The organism is Pseudomonas sp. SH10-3B (assembly GCF_019891415.1).
GTDB lineage: Bacteria > Pseudomonadota > Gammaproteobacteria > Pseudomonadales > Pseudomonadaceae > Aquipseudomonas.
In genome coordinates, this window is the sequence record NZ_JAFLXD010000075.1 from 1 (window position 1) to 15373 (window position 15373).

15 protein-coding genes and 1 pseudogene are annotated in these 15373 nt (G+C 62.6%); 9 read left to right on the plus strand and 7 right to left on the minus strand.

From position 1 onward, the window contains the following. Positions 1-205 precede the first annotated feature (205 nt). The 3 genes from J1G35_RS29205 to J1G35_RS31125 all read left to right on the plus strand — a co-directional run bounded on the left by J1G35_RS29205 (position 206) and on the right by J1G35_RS31125 (position 1182). Complete coding sequence (locus tag J1G35_RS29205; protein ID WP_053130084.1) at positions 206-751, plus strand: hypothetical protein; 546 nt, start codon at positions 206-208, stop codon at positions 749-751. 72 nt (positions 752-823) lie between these two features. Then, positions 824-1036 (plus strand): hypothetical protein, encoded by a 213-nt coding sequence (locus tag J1G35_RS29210; RefSeq protein WP_053130082.1) that lies wholly within the window; start codon positions 824-826, stop codon positions 1034-1036. Between the two features lie 11 nt (positions 1037-1047). Then, positions 1048-1182 carry a hypothetical protein gene (locus tag J1G35_RS31125; RefSeq protein WP_262417463.1) on the plus strand — a complete coding sequence of 45 codons (135 nt, stop codon included), beginning with the start codon at positions 1048-1050 and terminating at the stop codon, positions 1180-1182. Positions 1183-1197: 15 nt separating this feature from the next. On the opposite strand, the gene J1G35_RS29215 is transcribed toward J1G35_RS31125, so the two are convergent. The 5 genes from J1G35_RS29215 to J1G35_RS29235 all read right to left on the minus strand — a co-directional run bounded on the left by J1G35_RS29215 (position 1198) and on the right by J1G35_RS29235 (position 6403). Next, on the minus strand, positions 1198-2550 hold the full coding sequence (locus tag J1G35_RS29215) for a sodium:proton antiporter (RefSeq protein ID WP_223016716.1): 1353 nt from the start codon (positions 2548-2550) through the stop codon (positions 1198-1200). A gap of 105 nt (positions 2551-2655) precedes the next feature. Further along, on the minus strand, positions 2656-3909 hold the full coding sequence (locus J1G35_RS29220; protein WP_053130077.1) for an EAL domain-containing response regulator: 1254 nt from the start codon (positions 3907-3909) through the stop codon (positions 2656-2658). Between the two features lie 9 nt (positions 3910-3918). After that, the gene (locus tag J1G35_RS29225; RefSeq protein ID WP_053130130.1) at positions 3919-4302 is read right to left on the minus strand and encodes a response regulator; all 384 of its coding nucleotides are present in this window, start codon (positions 4300-4302) and stop codon (positions 3919-3921) included. Further along, on the minus strand, positions 4287-5636 hold the full coding sequence (locus tag J1G35_RS29230; RefSeq protein ID WP_223016723.1) for a PAS domain-containing sensor histidine kinase: 1350 nt from the start codon (positions 5634-5636) through the stop codon (positions 4287-4289). Before J1G35_RS29230 ends, J1G35_RS29225 begins: the two co-directional genes overlap by 16 nt. Positions 5637-5839: 203 nt before the next feature. Continuing rightward, positions 5840-6403, minus strand: coding sequence for a GNAT family N-acetyltransferase (locus tag J1G35_RS29235; protein ID WP_223016717.1), 564 nt, complete (start codon positions 6401-6403; stop codon positions 5840-5842). A 301-nt stretch (positions 6404-6704) separates the two neighbouring features. Here J1G35_RS29235 and J1G35_RS29240 point away from each other — a divergent pair, with 301 nt between their 5' ends. After that, positions 6705-7778, plus strand: coding sequence for an NAD(P)-dependent alcohol dehydrogenase (locus tag J1G35_RS29240; RefSeq protein ID WP_223016718.1), 1074 nt, complete (start codon positions 6705-6707; stop codon positions 7776-7778). 15 nt (positions 7779-7793) lie between these two features. Here the strand turns inward: J1G35_RS29240 and J1G35_RS29245 are convergent. Continuing rightward, positions 7794-8168, minus strand: a pseudogene (locus J1G35_RS29245) (sensor histidine kinase); the annotation flags it as partial. A 220-nt stretch (positions 8169-8388) separates the two neighbouring features. Here J1G35_RS29245 and J1G35_RS29250 point away from each other — a divergent pair. From J1G35_RS29250 to xylB, 5 genes are read left to right on the plus strand one after another with little or no spacing between them, the layout of a single operon-like run. Continuing rightward, entirely contained in the window at positions 8389-9921 is a 1533-nt protein-coding gene (locus tag J1G35_RS29250) for a sugar ABC transporter ATP-binding protein (protein ID WP_223016719.1), read from the plus strand. Then, complete coding sequence (locus J1G35_RS29255; RefSeq protein ID WP_053130049.1) at positions 9914-10891, plus strand: ribose ABC transporter permease; 978 nt, start codon at positions 9914-9916, stop codon at positions 10889-10891. The genes J1G35_RS29250 and J1G35_RS29255 overlap by 8 nt, the downstream gene beginning before the upstream one ends. Positions 10892-10925: 34 nt before the next feature. Beyond that, positions 10926-11858, plus strand: a complete 933-nt coding sequence (locus J1G35_RS29260) for an ABC transporter substrate-binding protein (protein WP_131696351.1) — start codon at positions 10926-10928, stop codon at positions 11856-11858. A 21-nt stretch (positions 11859-11879) separates the two neighbouring features. Beyond that, positions 11880-12872 carry a LacI family DNA-binding transcriptional regulator gene (locus J1G35_RS29265; RefSeq protein ID WP_223016720.1) on the plus strand — a complete coding sequence of 331 codons (993 nt, stop codon included), beginning with the start codon at positions 11880-11882 and terminating at the stop codon, positions 12870-12872. Between the two features lie 16 nt (positions 12873-12888). Beyond that, positions 12889-14349 carry a xylulokinase gene (gene xylB, locus J1G35_RS29270; RefSeq protein ID WP_223016721.1) on the plus strand — a complete coding sequence of 487 codons (1461 nt, stop codon included), beginning with the start codon at positions 12889-12891 and terminating at the stop codon, positions 14347-14349. Between the two features lie 269 nt (positions 14350-14618). Here the strand turns inward: xylB and J1G35_RS29275 are convergent, their stop codons facing one another. Further along, positions 14619-15077 (minus strand): transposase, encoded by a 459-nt coding sequence (locus J1G35_RS29275; RefSeq protein WP_223016722.1) that lies wholly within the window; start codon positions 15075-15077, stop codon positions 14619-14621. Positions 15078-15373 lie beyond the last annotated feature (296 nt).

A 15373-nucleotide genomic window follows, 5' to 3' on the forward strand; every position in this document is an offset into this window, starting at 1 on the left:
GGGCTGCGTAGCGGCCCCAAAAAATCCTGGGAGCGCTTCGCACTCCAACGCGGGGCAAGCCCGCTCGCCACAACAAGCTGGCTCGTCACAACAAGCCACTCACCATAAAAGAGCGGTTTACGCACCGCGATGGTGCAACAACAAACTTGAACTTCACCCCAGCCCGATTCTTCTAATGGGTTTCAGCCCAGTAGGGAGCACGGATGTGCCCAGAATCATCTCCCCCGACACCCCGGAATCGAGCCTGACCGACCACAGTGAACACAACGCAAAAATCTTTGGTTCACCCAAGGACCGTCTCGACTTCTACCGCCGCGAAATCCAGTACGAAACCACGATCCTGGCCAACCGCACTGACGCCTACCTCACGGCGCAGTCGTTCCTGGTGATTGCCTTTGTGTCCGGCATGGGCAACCTCAACCCGGAGTGGGGGAAATTGTTCACCCTGGTAGTGCCGGTGTTCCTGGCGCTGCTCGGCATCCTCAGTTCCCTGAATGCCTGGCCGGGGATTCGCGCCGCTTACGAAATCATCGATCACTGGCACTACAAGCAGAGCGAACTGCTGCGCAGCGAGCCGGTGATGGGCATGGCCTACGATGAGTCACCGCTGTTTTCCGAAACGGAGTCGTCCCACAAGGGGTATCGCAAGTCGCTGCTGTTCTCGATGCGGGCGCCCTGGTTGTTCATGGTGTTCTGGGTGCTGTTGGGGGCGTACGCGTTTTACATCCAAGTGGATAACCCGGGCTCCTAAGCCGTTGGAACTTCAACGCCCCGCACGGGACCTTACCTTTACGCAGTCTGCGTTTTTCAAACGAGGTGACCCATGAGCACTGACAACGATCCGCAAACCAGCAACCGTAACGATCCTGCGATCGACGGCGGCGAACCGGCCCCAGCCACAGCAGCCGATGCGCCGAAAGACCCGAAACCCGCCGCCGACCCCAAGGCCAAGGAAAACGACTACAGTCCAGACTTCAAGCCCGAGCGCGAGCCCAAGCCTGAAACCGATGCCGATATCGACACTCAAGGCGGTTAGAGGAGACGATCATGTCCAAAGAACAGGAAGAAGAACTCAACGACCCCGGCAATGAGGACCCCGGTTCGCTGATGGATGATGCACAAGTGCCGCTCAACGATCCGGACGACGCGGCGGATGTGGGCCATCCAGAAAAGCCCGATTAATCCCCCGGCACAGCGTCAGGATTGCGCTTTCGCCTGAGCTCGTCGTTCATACCACGCCAGCATCGGCTGGGTACTCAAGCCATGAACGACGATGCTCAAGGCGATCACCGACAAGGTCAGGTTCACCGCCACCGCGCTGCTGGTGCCGACAAGTCCATGGTTGAGCGCGTAGAACAGGTAGTAGATGCTGCCGATGCCGCGAATCCCGAACCAGCCCATCAGCCCGCGCTGTCGGCGATCGATCAGGCGCCCCCAAGGCAGTGCAAACACACTGATCGGTCGAATCACGCAAAACAGCAATGCCGCCAACGGCAACGCCCGCCAATCCCAATGGCTGACCAGGACGATCCCCAGCAACGTCACCAGGAACACTTCCATCGAACGCTCCACCAGGCTGCCGAACGAAAGCATGTCGCCCATCATCACGCCGGCGGCGATCTGGGTGTCCGCCAGCTCGCTCACATCCCCTTGCAGGGCACGTTCCGGCTCGACGTCCAGATGACCCACCACCGGCAGCGCCAAATGCTCGGACGGTGTATGCGAGTTGCCGGTTGACCTGAACTCGGCCTGACGCAAGCCGAGCCCGGCGGCAAACACCGACAGGAAGCCGTAACCGCCGACGCCCTCGGCCACCACATAGGCCAGGGCAATCAGGGCGAGGGTCAGGTAGTCATTCGGGGACAGGGTGCTGTCACTGTTGGTGATGCGCAGCCACAGCGTCACGCGGCCAATGCCGCGGCCCATCCAGTAGCCGATCAACAGCCCGGCCGGCACCGCCCACAACAGGTTCTTCAACGCCCAGCCGCCGAGCCAGTCACCGTCAAAGCCGCCGTGCTGCATGAAGATCAGGGCAAAAATCACGAAGGGGAAGGCCGTGCCATCGTTCAACCCGGCTTCCCCGGACAACCCGAAGCGCAGCGCATCGTAATCCTGTGCATTGTTGACCTGGACCAGGCCCGCCAGCACCGGATCGGTCGGCGCCAGAATGGCACCCACCAGCAGCGACACCCCCCACGACAGTTCAAATACGTAATGCAGCGCCAGGCAGCTGCCGAGGATGGTCAACAGCATGACCGGCCCAGCCATACCGAACGCGATGCGCCAGGTGCGATGGCCCAGGGGCAGGCGCAGCTTGAGGCCGCTGACGAACAATGAAAACAGCACCGCGACTTCGGTGAGGTGTTCCATCCAGCGCGCAGACTGTTGGATGTCCAGCTGCAGCAGGTCGACGCCGAGCGGGCCAATGCCCACGCCCAGCAGCAGGCACACCGCCGAAGTGGTCACCGGCATCCAGCGCAGGTAAGAGGAGGTGAGGGCGAGGGTCAGCAGCACGGCGCCCAGGACCGCCATCCATAGAATAAACGTCATCGAGCAGTATCCAGGGCCATGGTCTATGGACGTTCGAGGACCCAGGCCGGCTGCGGGTTCAATGTGATTGCGTCGGCTCAAGTGGCCGGGTGAGTCGGCCCACTGCTACAGCGGCGATGCACGCTCCAGCAGCAGCCGTTCCAGGGTGGCGGCGGGCAACGGTCGGCTGAACAGGTAGCCCTGGATCTGATCGCAGCCGGCCTCCTTGAGGAACGCCAATTGCGCCTGGGTTTCCACGCCTTCGGCCACCACCCGCAGGCTCAGGCTGTGGGCCAGTTCGATGATGGTGCGGGTGATCGCGGCGTCCTGGGGGTTGCTGGTGACCTCACGGATAAACGCAATGTCGATCTTCAGCGTGTCGATGGGAAAGCGTCGCAGGTAAGCCAGGCTGGAATAGCCGGTGCCGAAGTCGTCGATGGAGATCTTCACACCCATGGCGCGCAGGCGTTGCAGGCTGGCGATGGTGTGCTGGGTGTTTTCCATCAGCGAGCCTTCGGTCAGCTCCACTTCCAGCCAGTGCGATTGCACCCCGGTTTGTTCGAGGATGTGCGCGATATCGGCAATCAGGTCGCCTTCGATCAATTGATGCCCGGACACGTTCACCGACACTTCGACGGCGCCGATTTCGCTGCGCTGCCACGCCGCAATCTGTCGGCACACGCTGTCGATCACCCAGCGTCCCACTTCCACGATCAAGCCCAGGCTTTCCAGGATGGGTACGAACACCGCTGGCGACACCGCGCCGTAGCCCGGGCGTTCCCAGCGCAGCAACGCCTCCAGGGCGCAGATCTGCCCGTCGGCCAACGCGACTTTGGGCTGGTAGTGCAGGGTGAATTCTTCGTGCTCCACGGCCTGGCGCAGGGCGTTTTCCAGGTCCTGGCGGGCCAGGTCGTGCACGTTCATGCGCGCCATGTCACCGGCATGTTGGCGCAGTTGCTGTTCAAGCAACTGGCTATGGCGCTTGAGTTGATCGCCGTGGCTCTTGAGCCGCAGCAGGTTGCGCACCCGCAGCCACAACTCGACCCGTTCCACCGGTTTGCTGATGAACTCTTCGGCGCCGGTTTCCAGGCCACTGACCCGTGCACTCGACTCGCTGAGGGCCGATAGCATGATGATCGGAATACTCGCCGTGGCGGCATCGCCCTTGAGCTGGCTGGCGACTTCGTAGCCGTCCATGCCCGGCATCATGATGTCCAGCAGGATCAGGTCTGGCGGCTGTTTGGCCACCAGTTGCAAGGCTTCTTCGCCGCTGCCGGCACTCAGGGTCTGGTAGCCCTCATGTTGCAGCAGGGTTTCCAGCAGCTTGCGAACCTGGGGTTCGTCATCAACGATCAACAGCGTTGCGGGTTGGCTGGCCATGGAGAGGACTCATAAGAGAGGAGGGGTGCCCTGTTGCAGCAGCGTGTCAATGACCTTGTACAGCTCTTTATAGCGTAACGGTTTGATGATGTAGGCATCGCAACCGGCCAGGCGGGTTTTTTCGCGGTCTTCCTTCATGGCCATGGCCGTCAGGGCGATCACCGGGATATGCGCGGTATGGGGCGCTTGCTTGAGCAACGCGGTGGCAGCCAGGCCGTCCATGCCCGGCAGTTGGATATCCATCAGGATCAGCGCTGGTTGTTTTTCCCGGGCCAGGGTCAGGCCTGTCTCGGCATCGGCGGCCCACAATACCGTGTGCCCGGCGTTGATCAGCAGCAGCCGCGCCAGGCGCATATTCGCCTCGTTGTCTTCCACGATCAGGATTTCAGCCATGAAGCCTCCGGCGCACGGTGCAACGGCAGCCACACCACAAACCGCGTGCCCAGGCCTTCGCGACTGGCCACCGCGACACTGCCGCCATGCAGGTCGGTGAGTTGCTTGACCATCGCCAGGCCCAGGCCAGTGCCTTCGAATTTGCGCGCCAGGCTGCTGTCGATCTGGCTGAACGCCTTGAACAACTTGCCCATGTCGTCCTCGGCAATGCCGATGCCCGTGTCGCTGACGCTCAGTTCCAGAAACTGCTGGTGGGCGCTGGGTTGCAGGGCAAAGCCGTAGGTTGGCCATTCGCCGGGGATCAGGCCCACCTGGTCGCGCCCGACCTCACGCGCGCCGAGGGTCACGGAGCTGCCGTGCTCACTGAACTTCACCGCATTGGCCAGCAGGTTGTAGATGATCTGTTTGGTCTTGCGCAGGTCCAGCTCCAGCGTACCGAAGTCGTCCTGGCTTTCGAGCTTCAACTGGATACGTTGCAGCGCGGCTTTTTCCCGCACGATCAACAGGCTGTTAGCCAGCAAACCGGCGAACTCCACGGCTTCCAGCTCCAGGTCCATCATGCCGGCTTCGACCTTGGACAGGTCAAGGATGTCGTTGATCAGCGACAGCAGGTGCTGGCCGCTGGTGAAGATATCGCCGATGTATTCGCGCTGGATATCGCTCATATCGCCCACCAGCCCATCCTTCAGCGCCTCGGAAAAACCGATCACCGCATTCAGCGGCGTGCGCAATTCGTGGGACATGGTGGCGAGGAATTCGGACTTCATATGGCTGGCATGTTCCAGCTCCAGGTTCTTTTCCTCCAACGCCCGCTCAAAGCCTTTGCGCTCGGCTTCTTCCTGTTTGCGTGCGGTGTTGTCGGTACCGATCAACAGGTAACCGATGATGGTGTCATGACGGTTGCGCAGCGCCGTCACCGACACCATGGCCGACAGCCGGCTGCCGTCCTTGCGGATATAGGTCAGCTCGTAAATATCTTCGATGCCACGGGAGGCCTTGAATACCAAGGCTTCGAAGCCTGGTGTGATCGGTGTGTCGAGTTCCAGGCTGAGGGCAGCGGCGCGGGTGATCAACTCGGCGGGGTCAGAAATGTCGGCGGGGGTAATGCGGTTGAGTACATCGTCGGCCGCATACCCGAGCATGCGTTCGGCGCCGACATTGAAGATCTGGATCACGCCTTTTTCATCGGTGGCGATGCTGGAGAAGTAGGCGCTGTTGAAGATCGCGTCTTGCAGGGCACCGGTTTTCAGCAGGGTTTTCTGGCGTTTGAATTCGACGATTTTTTCGGCCCGCGATTGGGCTTCGGGCGGTGATCCAGTAACGGGTTTGTCCATGGCGGTGCTTTCCAGGCAGATCGGCCCGGCCGCGTCGATGACAGGGCCGCAGAGCATGCTCACAGAAAATCGCGTGGACGCGATAAGGAGGAGATGAGGTCCTCGGACAATAGCAGATGCCGCCTGCAGGGCGGTATGAATACACTCAAACGAATGTATGCCGGCAAAGGGCGGCAGGCCGCCCTGTCAGGGTGCCGGGTGGCTTAGAGCGTCACGCTGCTGATGACCTGGGTGCTGTCATCCGGGTCGATGACGCTGTGGAATCCCAAGGCGTGGTTCAACTCGCGCAACGGCGCATTGGTTGCCGCGTCGACCGTGTACATGCGCCTGAAGCCATTGGCGCGCGCCGCCGTCATCAGGTGCTGCATCAAAAGGCGCCCCAGGCCCAGGTGTTGCCACGCATCGGCCACCGTGACCGCGCATTCGCATGCATCCGCCTTGGCCGCAGCATAGCGGGCCACGCCGATCTCGATCAGTTGCCCGTTGTCGTGCACCAAGGCGATAAAGGCCAGGCGTTGCTGGTTATCGACATCCATCAATTGGTCCATCAGGGTCTTGCCGGGCTCGTTGATTTCGCCCAGGAAGCGCGCGTGCCGCGATTCACGGGACAGGCCCTTGATGAAATGGTATTCCCGTTCACGGTCGTCGGCGCCGAGTGGGCGTACCAGCACATGACGGCCATCGTCGAGCTGATCGATCCAGTGGGGCTTCGGTTGCGCAGCGTAGGCGCGGTCGGCGTGCTGGTTGCGTGCGTCGAGGGTAGGCATGGTGTGGGCTCCTGGCGGTCAGTCGAAGCGTTCGGGTCAGACGCCCCATACGCTGCCGCAGCAGACAGGGTGATCGCCCTTGTGAACCCGTGGCGGTGAAGGGCATCGGGCAGTAGTGCCTTGGTCGATCATGCCCCTGGGGGCAGGGGCGCCATTGATCTGCATCAAGACGCCGGGCCGCCGGGCAGGGCAAGCGACGTTCGGTCATGTGCATCGGCAAAGGGTTGACCATGATCAACGTTCGGCGCGCCGTCGCGGCGCAGTCTGGTCCCACCCCACATGCCCAGCAGGAGGTCACACCATGGCAACCATGAGAGCCGCTGTCTTCGTTGAGAAAAACCGCATCGTCCTCGAGGACAAACCGATCCCCGAGGTCGGCCCGCTCGACGCCCTGGTGCGGATCACCACCACGACCATCTGCGGCACCGACGTGCATATCCTGCGCGGTGAGTACCCGGTGGCCAAAGGGCTGACGGTGGGCCATGAGCCGGTGGGCGTCATCGAGCGGCTGGGCTCCCAGGTGCGCGGCTTCGTCGAAGGGCAACGGGTGATCGCCGGCGCAATCACGCCCAGTGGGCAGAGCTATGCGTGCCTGTGCGGCTGCGGCGCCCAGGACGGCCCCGACACCCGCCATGGTTTCCGTGCGGCCGGCGGCTGGAAATTCGGCAACACCCTCGACGGCTGCCAGGCCGAATACGTGCTGGTGCCCGATGCGCTGGCCAACCTGTGCCCGATCCCCGATGGCCTGAGTGACGAGCAGGTGCTGATGTGCCCGGACATCATGTCCACCGGCTTTTCCGGTGCCGAGCGTGGTGAGGTCAACATTGGCGACACGGTGGCGGTGTTTGCCCTCGGGCCGATCGGCTTGTGCGCGGTGGCGGGGGCACGGCTAAAAGGCGCGTCGATGATCATTGGCATCGACGGCGTCAGCGAACGCATGGGCGTCGCCCGTGGCCTGGGCGCGACCCATATCGTCGATTTCAAGCAAGGCAACGTGGTCGAGCAGATCATGGCCCTGACCGACGGCCGTGGCGTGGATGTGGCGATCGAGGCGTTGGGCACCCAAGGCACGTTCGAATCGGCCTTGCGCGTGCTGCGGCCCGGTGGCCGCTTGTCCAGCCTTGGGGTGTACTCCAGCGACCTGCGCATCCCCTATGACGCGTTTGGCGCAGGCCTGGGGGATTACAGCATCGTTTCGACCCTGTGCCCCGGCGGCAAGGAACGCATGCGGCGCTTGATGGCGGTGGTCGCCAGCGGCGGGGTGGACCTGTCGCCGCTGGTGACCCACCGCTTCAAGCTCGACGACATCGAGGCGGCCTATGAACTGTTTGCCCATCAGCGCGATGGGGTGATGAAAGTCGCGATTACGCCTTGATAGCCGCCGGGTAGATCACTGCGGGATTTCCAGGCTCGCCCGAAGACCACCAGCCGCCAGGTTGTCCAGGCGCACTTGGCCGCCCAGGCGTTGGGCGATGGCTTGCACGATGGTCAGGCCCAGGCCGGCGCCCTGGGCATTGCCACGGCTGTAGAAACGCTCGAACAGCCGCTCACGCTGACTCTCGTCGATGCCGGGGCCCTGATCGTCGACGCTCAGGACCAGCCCCTTGGCTGTTTTGCCCAAACTGACGGTAATCACGCCGTGTTCCGGGGAGAAGTTCGCCGCGTTGGTCACCAGGTTGGTCAGGGCGATATTGATCGCGCCGGCATCGGTCGTTAAGGGGTACTGGGTATCGTTGACATCGAATACCAGTTCGAGGCCGTTGTTCCACCATTATTGGGTGCGCGACAACACCTTGAAGCGCATGCTGCCAAAACGTTAGAAATGCAAAAATCGAACTTTATGTGCTTGATGAAACGTTTCTTCTAGCGACAAACGGCCTACGCAAGCGCTTGCGTAAGTAAATGTATCTGATTAGAGTCGGTGGCAATCGGCTCTGATCCAAAGAGGGCTGAACTACAAAAATAATAAAACCAGGAGCTCATTGATGAGCCTTGAACCCTTGCTTGAGATGCAGGGCATCAGCAAAACCTTCAACGGTTTGCGCGTGCTCAAGAATGTCGGCCTGAAGGTCTACCCCGGCGAAATCCACGCCTTGATGGGGGAGAACGGCGCCGGCAAATCGACCCTGATGAAAATCCTCTCCGGCGCTTACCAGGCCGATCCCGGCGGTGAAATCCGCATGGCCGGCCAGCCCGTGGCCACCTTTACCCCTGCCACCGCCAAAGCCCTCGGCATCGCCGTGATCTACCAGGAATTGAGCCTGTGCCCGAACCTGAGCGTGGCCGAGAACATCTACCTGGGCCGCGAACTGCGCCGGGGCTGGACCATCGACCGCAAGGGCATGCAGGCCGGTTGCGTCGAAGTCCTGCAACGCCTGGGCGCCGAATTCACTCCAGCCACCAAGGTCAGCAGCCTGTCGATTGCCGAGCGCCAGCTGGTGGAAATCGCCCGGGCCTTGCACGCCCACGCCAGGATCCTGGTGATGGACGAACCGACCACGCCGCTGTCGTCGCGCGAGACCGACCGCCTGTTTGCGCTGATCAAGCAACTGCGCAGCCAGGGCCTGGCGATCATCTACATCAGTCATCGCATGGCCGAGATCTATGAACTGTCGGACCGTGTCTCGGTGCTGCGCGACGGCCAATACATCGGCGAACTGAGTCGCGACGCGCTGTCGGCTGAAGTCCTGGTGAAGATGATGGTCGGCCGCGATCTGTCCGGTTTCTACAAGAAGGAACACGCCGCCTACGACCCCGGTGCGGTGGTGATGCGCGTGCGTGACATGGCCGATGGCAAGCGTGTGCGCAACTGCAGTTTCGACCTGCATGCCGGTGAAGTGCTGGGTATCGCCGGGCTGGTCGGGGCAGGGCGCACCGAGCTGGCGCGGCTGATCTTCGCCGCCGATCCGCGCACCAGCGGCACCCTGGAGGTGGTGGGCAAGACCGTGACGCAACTGCGCAATCCGGCGGATGCGATTCGTGCCGGCGTGGTCTACCTCACCGAAGACCGCAAGGCCCAGGGCCTGTTCCTGGACATGAGCGTGGCCGACAACATCAACGTCTGCGCCTGTGTGCCGGATGCCCGCGCCGGCGGCGTGCTCGACCGTGGCCATGGCTGGCAACGCGCCAATGACGCCATCAAGTCGCTGTCGATTCGCGTGGCGTCGGGCAAGGTCAATGTCGGCGCGTTGTCCGGCGGCAACCAGCAGAAGGTCTTGCTGGCGCGGCTGCTGGAGGTCAAGCCCCATGTGCTGATCCTCGACGAACCCACACGCGGCGTGGACATCGGCTCCAAGTCCGAGATCTACCGCATCATCAATCAACTGGCGCAGGCCGGCGTGGGCATCGTGGTGATCTCCAGCGAGCTGCCGGAAATCATCGGCACCTGCGACCGGGTGCTGATCATGCGCGAAGGCCAGTTGGTGGCCGAAGTCGGCGGGGCCTCCGGTCACGCCATCTCCCAGGAACGTATTATTGACCTCGCCACCGGTGGCGATCAGGTGGTTGCCCATGGCTGATTCGATGATTGCAACAACAGGCAAGGCAGAACGCGTTCGCGAGCTGATGCGCACGGTCGGCATGCTGCCGGTGCTGATCCTGCTGCTGGTGGGCTTCGCCCTGGCCAGCGAGAACTTCCTGACCATGCAGAACCTGTCGATCATCACCCAACAGGCCTCGGTCAATGTGGTGTTGGCGGCGGGCATGACCTTTGTGATCCTCACGGCGGGTATCGACCTGTCGGTGGGCGCGATCCTGGCGGCGTCGGCCGTGGTGGCGTTGCAGGCGTCGATGTCGCCGCAGTTCGGCATGTTCGGGATTGCCGCCGGTATCGGCTTCGGCCTGCTGCTGGGCCTGGTCAACGGCGGGTTGATTGCCTTTATGCGCCTGCCGCCGTTTATCGTCACCCTTGGCGCACTCACCGCCATGCGCGGCCTGGCGCGTCTGCTGGCCGATGACAAGACCGTGTTCAACCCCGACCTGCCGTTTGCCTTTATCGGCAACGACTCGATCCTTGGCGTGCCCTGGCTGGTGGTGATCGCCGTGGCGGTGGTGGCGCTGTCGTGGTTCATCCTGCGCCGCACGGTGATGGGCGTGCAGATCTATTCGGTAGGCGGCAACCCCGAAGCGGCGCGACTCTCCGGGATCAAGGTGTGGAAGGTGCTGCTGTTCGTCTACGCCATGTCCGGCGCCTTGGCCGGGCTGGGTGCGGTGATGAGCGCCTCGCGCCTGTTCGCCGCCAACGGCCTGCAACTGGGGCAATCCTACGAGCTGGATGCGATTGCCGCCGTGATCCTCGGCGGTACCAGTTTTACCGGTGGCGTCGGCACCATCGGCGGCACGCTGATCGGCGCGCTGATCATCGCGGTACTCACCAACGGCCTGGTGCTGCTGGGGGTGTCGGATATCTGGCAGTACATCATCAAGGGCATCGTGATCATCGGCGCGGTCGCGCTGGATCGCTATCGCCAGTCCGGTGCGCGAACCTGATTTCACTCCCATAACAATCACAAGAGAGACCCGCATGAACCTTAAACGCATCTTTCCCGTCGTAGCCTTGGCTGCCCTGATGTCCCAAGCCGTAGAGGCCCGCGAACTCAAGGCCCTGGGTATCAGCATGGGCTCGCTCGGCAACCCCTATTTCGTGACCCTGGCCGATGGCGCCACGGCCCGGGCCAAGGAGTTGAACCCCAACGTCAAGGTCACCTCAGTGTCGGCCGACTATGACCTGAGCAAGCAGTTCTCGCAGATCGACAACTTTATTTCGTCCAAGGTCGACCTGATCCTGATCAACGCCGTCGACCCTTCGGCCATGGCCTCGGCAATCAAGAAAGCCCGCGATGCCGGCATCGTGGTGGTGGCGGTGGATGTAGACGCCAAGGGCGTGAATGCCACCGTGCAGACCGACAACGTCGAAGCCGGCAAGCTCGCCTGCCAATACCTGGTGGACAAGCTCTCCGGCAAGGGCAACGTGATTATCCAGAACGGCCCGCAAGTCACCGCCGTGACCGACCGCGTCAAAGGCTGCAAAGCCGCATTGGCCGGCGCGCCGGACATCAAGGTGCTGTCCGATGACCAGGACGGCAAGGGCTCCCGCGAAGGCGGCCTGAACGTGATGCAGGGCTACCTCACGCGCTTCCCGAAAATCGACGGCCTGTTTGCGATCAACGACCCGCAAGCCATCGGCAGCGACCTGGCGGCCAAGCAGCTCAAGCGCAGCGGCATCATCATCACCTCCGTGGACGGCGCCCCGGATATCGAGAACGCGCTGAAGACCGACACCCAGATCCAGGCATCTGCCAGCCAGGACCCGTGGGCCATGGCGCAGACGGCGGTGAATGTCGGCAATGACCTGCTCAACGACAAGGCTCCGGCCGAAGCGGTGACCCTGCTCACGCCAAAACTGATCACCCGCGACAACGTCGGTACGTACAGCGGTTGGTCGAGTAAACATTGATAGGGTGAGAGGAACGGCGTCGTGGTGACCATGGATGACGTGGCAAGCAGGGCGGGGGTGTCGACGTCGACCGTGTCACACGTGTTGAACGGCACCCGCAAAGTCAGCCCGGCCACTGTGCTGGCGGTGCAGCAGGCGATCCAGGCGCTGGGGTATATCCCCAACACCCTGGCGCGCTCGCTGGCGCGGTCGAGTACCAACACGATTGGCGTGGCGATCTCGGCGCTGTCCAACCATTACTTCAGCGAGACGGTGCACGCGATTGAAACCGAGTGCGCCAAACACGGCTACATGATGCTGTTTGTCGACACCCACGACGACCCGGAGCAGGAGCTGCGGGTGGTCACGGCGCTGCATCATCGGCGGGTCGACGGTATTGTGCTGGCGCCGTCGAACGGTTCGATGGCCCTGGAATACATGCGCGCCAACGAGATTCCGACGGTGTTGGTGGACCGGATGATGAGCGAACAGTTTGACCAGGTCGGGGTGGAGAATGCCCAGGCCACCCAGGCGCTGATTGAACACCTGATCGGGCACGGGCACCGCCGCATCGGTTTTATCGCCGGGCGCACGGGGTTCAGCACTACGGATGAGCGGGTAGCGGGCTACCGCGCCGCGTTGCACGCGGCGGGGTTGGCGTTTGATCCGCAGTTGCTGGTCAACGGCGGCTCCAATACCGAGCCTGCGCGCCAGGCCACGGTGCAGTTGCTGGGCCTGGCTTCGCCACCCACGGCGATCATGGCCGGCAATAACCTGATGACCCTCGGCGCGATGCATGCCTTGCGTGACGCGCAGCTCGACGTGCCGACACAAATGGCCCTGGTGGGCTTTGATGATTTTGACTGGGCGGATTTTTTCGTGCCGCGCCTGAGCCTGATCGCACAGCCGGTCAAGGCCCTTGGCGCCCGCGCGGTCGACCTGTTGCTGCAGCGCATGGCGTCGCCTGACGCACCGCCCCAAAGTGTGCGCCTCGCGCCGACCCTGCAGTTACGTAACTCCTGTGGCTGTCATTGATTGGAATAACACACGCATGAACAGTCCTGTTTCCCTGGGCATTGACCTGGGCACATCGGAACTCAAAGCCATCCTGATGGACGCCACGGGCGCGGTGCTGGCCCATGCCGGCGTGCGCTTGAGCGTGTCGCGCCGGCACAGCGGCTGGTCTGAACAGGCGCCGGAAGATTGGTGGCAAGCCTGCTTGCAGGCGTTGGAGCAACTGCGCAGACACGAGGCGTTTACCCGCGTGGCCTGTATCGGCCTGTCAGGGCAGATGCACGGCGCGGTGTTGCTGGGGACGGACAACCGCGTGTTGTACCCGGCGATCCTCTGGGACGACTCCCGTGCCGTGGCCGAAGCCGAACGCCTTGGAGCGGGATTTGCCGAGGTGACCGGCAGCCTGCCCATGGCCGGGCTGACCGCGCCGAAACTGCTGTGGTTGCAACAGCATGAACCCGAGGTGTTCCAGGCGATTGATTGCGTGCTGTCGCCCAAGGATTACCTGCGCTTGCGTTTGAGTGGCGAGCGCATCAGCGAGATGTCCGACGCGGCGGGTACGTTGTGGCTGGATGTGGCGCGGCGGCAATGGTTTACCCCCATGGTTCGCGCTACAGGCCTTACGCCTGAGCAATTGCCCAGGCTGGTGGAAGGTGGTGCGGCGAGCGCTTTGTTGACGGCCACGGAACTGGGCTTATCAGCTGACGTGGTGATTGCCGGCGGTGGCGGGGACAACCCTGTGGCAGCGGTCGGCATCGGCGCGGTCAACGCCGGTGATGGCTTTATCACCCTGGGGACCAGCGCTGCCATCGTCGCCATCACCGACCATGCGGCGGGCAATCCGGCCAGTGCAGTGCACAGCTTCTGCCACGCGCTGCCCAACCGCTGGTACACCATGGGCGCCATGCTCGCCGGCGCCAGTTGTTTGCGCTGGGTCACACGGCTGACGGGCATGGCCGATGAACAGACGCTGCTGGAGCAGGTGCAGGCGCAGTTGCCGATTGAGCAGCACGTGCCTTTGGGGACGCCGCTGTTCCTGCCGTACCTGGCCGGCGAACGCACCCCCCACAATGATCCTTTGCTGCGCGGCGGCTTCATGAACCTGGGCCACGACTGCACACCAGCGATGCTTGGTTATGCAGTGATGGAAGGGGTGGGTTTCGGCTTGCTGGATGCATGGCGTGCGGTGCAGACGACCGGCGCCGACGTGACCGCTTTTGCCCTGGTGGGCGGCGGCGCGCGCAGTGAGTACTGGGCGCAGTTGCTGGCGAATATCCTGCAGCGGGAAATCTTCACCTTGCACGGTAGTGAACTCAGCGCGTGTATTGGCGCAGCGAAGTTGGGGTTTGTAGCGCTGGGGCAGGGGGCGGAGTTGCTGGCGGCGGGGATGCCGGTCAAGGCGCGGTATGAACCTGACCTGAAGCAGCAGCCGGTGTTGGCGGCGCGTTATCGCAAGTTTCAAGGTTTACTGAGCGCCGCAAAGGCCCTTCACGACTAGCTTCCTGTGGCAAGAGGGGCTGTTGTGATGAGCAGGCTCGTTGTGGCGAACGGGCTTCCTGTGGCGAGCGGGCTTGCCCCGCGTTGGGCTGCGAAGCAGCCCCAATAAAGGCACCGCGTTTATCCAGGCACAATGAGTGGTCAGGTTTAGGGGCCGCTTCGCGCCCCAACGCGGGGCAAGCCCGCTCGCCACAGGAAGCCCACTTGCCACAAAAGGCCGTTTGCCAGAAAAGGCCCCCTTGCCACAACAGGCCCGCTCGTCCCAATGGGTCATAACCAGACAGCGTCCCACAGTGGGTAATCGCCAATCCGTTCCACCAACCCTGCTCGCAGGGGGTTGGCGACGATATAGCGCGCCATTTTCCGAATATCGTCTTCAGCGCGCACCGCCCGGTCGTGGTAGCCACGCTGCCAGAATTTCTCCCGACTGCCACGGGCGTTGTTGATGCTCAAAGTGCTGCGCGACTTGGTCTGGCGCATCACATCAGGCAGCGTCGTGCCATTGAGGTCGAGCAACCAATGAAAGTGGTCCGGCATGATCACCCACGCCAGCGAGTTGACCTGCCCTGAGTCATGAACCCTCTTGAATTCCGCGACTAATAACCGGCCCAGGCGAAGGTCGCGAAACAATGGATGGCGTTGATGCACGACAGCGGTGACCAGGTAGGCTCGACCGGTTTCTGAATAGCGACCACGACGTAACAGGTGAGAGTTTGGCTGGCGAGGCAATCCGTTGCTCCTTCCCATGGATAAGAAGCTTTCACGCTAGCAGCGGCGGCGGAATAGCCGCGTTGAGTTGCGTATCCTTTTATTGCACAGCTAATTGTGGCGAGCGGGCTTGCCCCGCGTTGGGCTGCGAAGCAGCCCCAATAAAGGCACCGCGTTTATCCAGGCATAGTGAGTGCTCAGGTTTAGGGGCCGCTCCGCAGCCCAGCGCGGGGCAAGCCCGCTCGCCACAGGAAGCCCGCTTCATCCACAACAAGCCCGCTCGCCACAGGAATCGGTGTGTTACGGGTCAGTCGTTG

What these genes read in the sequence shown, in the direction of transcription:
- J1G35_RS29210 (WP_053130082.1), top strand. Translation starts at nt 824, where the DNA reads ATGAGCACTGACAACGATCCGCAAACCAGCAACCGTAACGATCCTGCG.
- J1G35_RS31125 (WP_262417463.1), top strand. Translation starts at nt 1,048, where the DNA reads ATGTCCAAAGAACAGGAAGAAGAACTCAACGACCCCGGCAATGAGGAC.
- J1G35_RS29215 (WP_223016716.1), bottom strand. Translation starts at nt 2,550, where the DNA reads ATGACGTTTATTCTATGGATGGCGGTCCTGGGCGCCGTGCTGCTGACC.
- J1G35_RS29220 (WP_053130077.1), bottom strand. Translation starts at nt 3,909, where the DNA reads ATGGCCAGCCAACCCGCAACGCTGTTGATCGTTGATGACGAACCCCAG.
- J1G35_RS29225 (WP_053130130.1), bottom strand. Translation starts at nt 4,302, where the DNA reads ATGGCTGAAATCCTGATCGTGGAAGACAACGAGGCGAATATGCGCCTG.
- J1G35_RS29230 (WP_223016723.1), bottom strand. Translation starts at nt 5,636, where the DNA reads ATGGACAAACCCGTTACTGGATCACCGCCCGAAGCCCAATCGCGGGCC.
- J1G35_RS29235 (WP_223016717.1), bottom strand. Translation starts at nt 6,403, where the DNA reads ATGCCTACCCTCGACGCACGCAACCAGCACGCCGACCGCGCCTACGCT.
- J1G35_RS29240 (WP_223016718.1), top strand. Translation starts at nt 6,705, where the DNA reads ATGGCAACCATGAGAGCCGCTGTCTTCGTTGAGAAAAACCGCATCGTC.
- J1G35_RS29250 (WP_223016719.1), top strand. Translation starts at nt 8,389, where the DNA reads ATGAGCCTTGAACCCTTGCTTGAGATGCAGGGCATCAGCAAAACCTTC.
- J1G35_RS29255 (WP_053130049.1), top strand. Translation starts at nt 9,914, where the DNA reads ATGGCTGATTCGATGATTGCAACAACAGGCAAGGCAGAACGCGTTCGC.
- J1G35_RS29260 (WP_131696351.1), top strand. Translation starts at nt 10,926, where the DNA reads ATGAACCTTAAACGCATCTTTCCCGTCGTAGCCTTGGCTGCCCTGATG.
- xylB (WP_223016721.1), top strand. Translation starts at nt 12,889, where the DNA reads ATGAACAGTCCTGTTTCCCTGGGCATTGACCTGGGCACATCGGAACTC.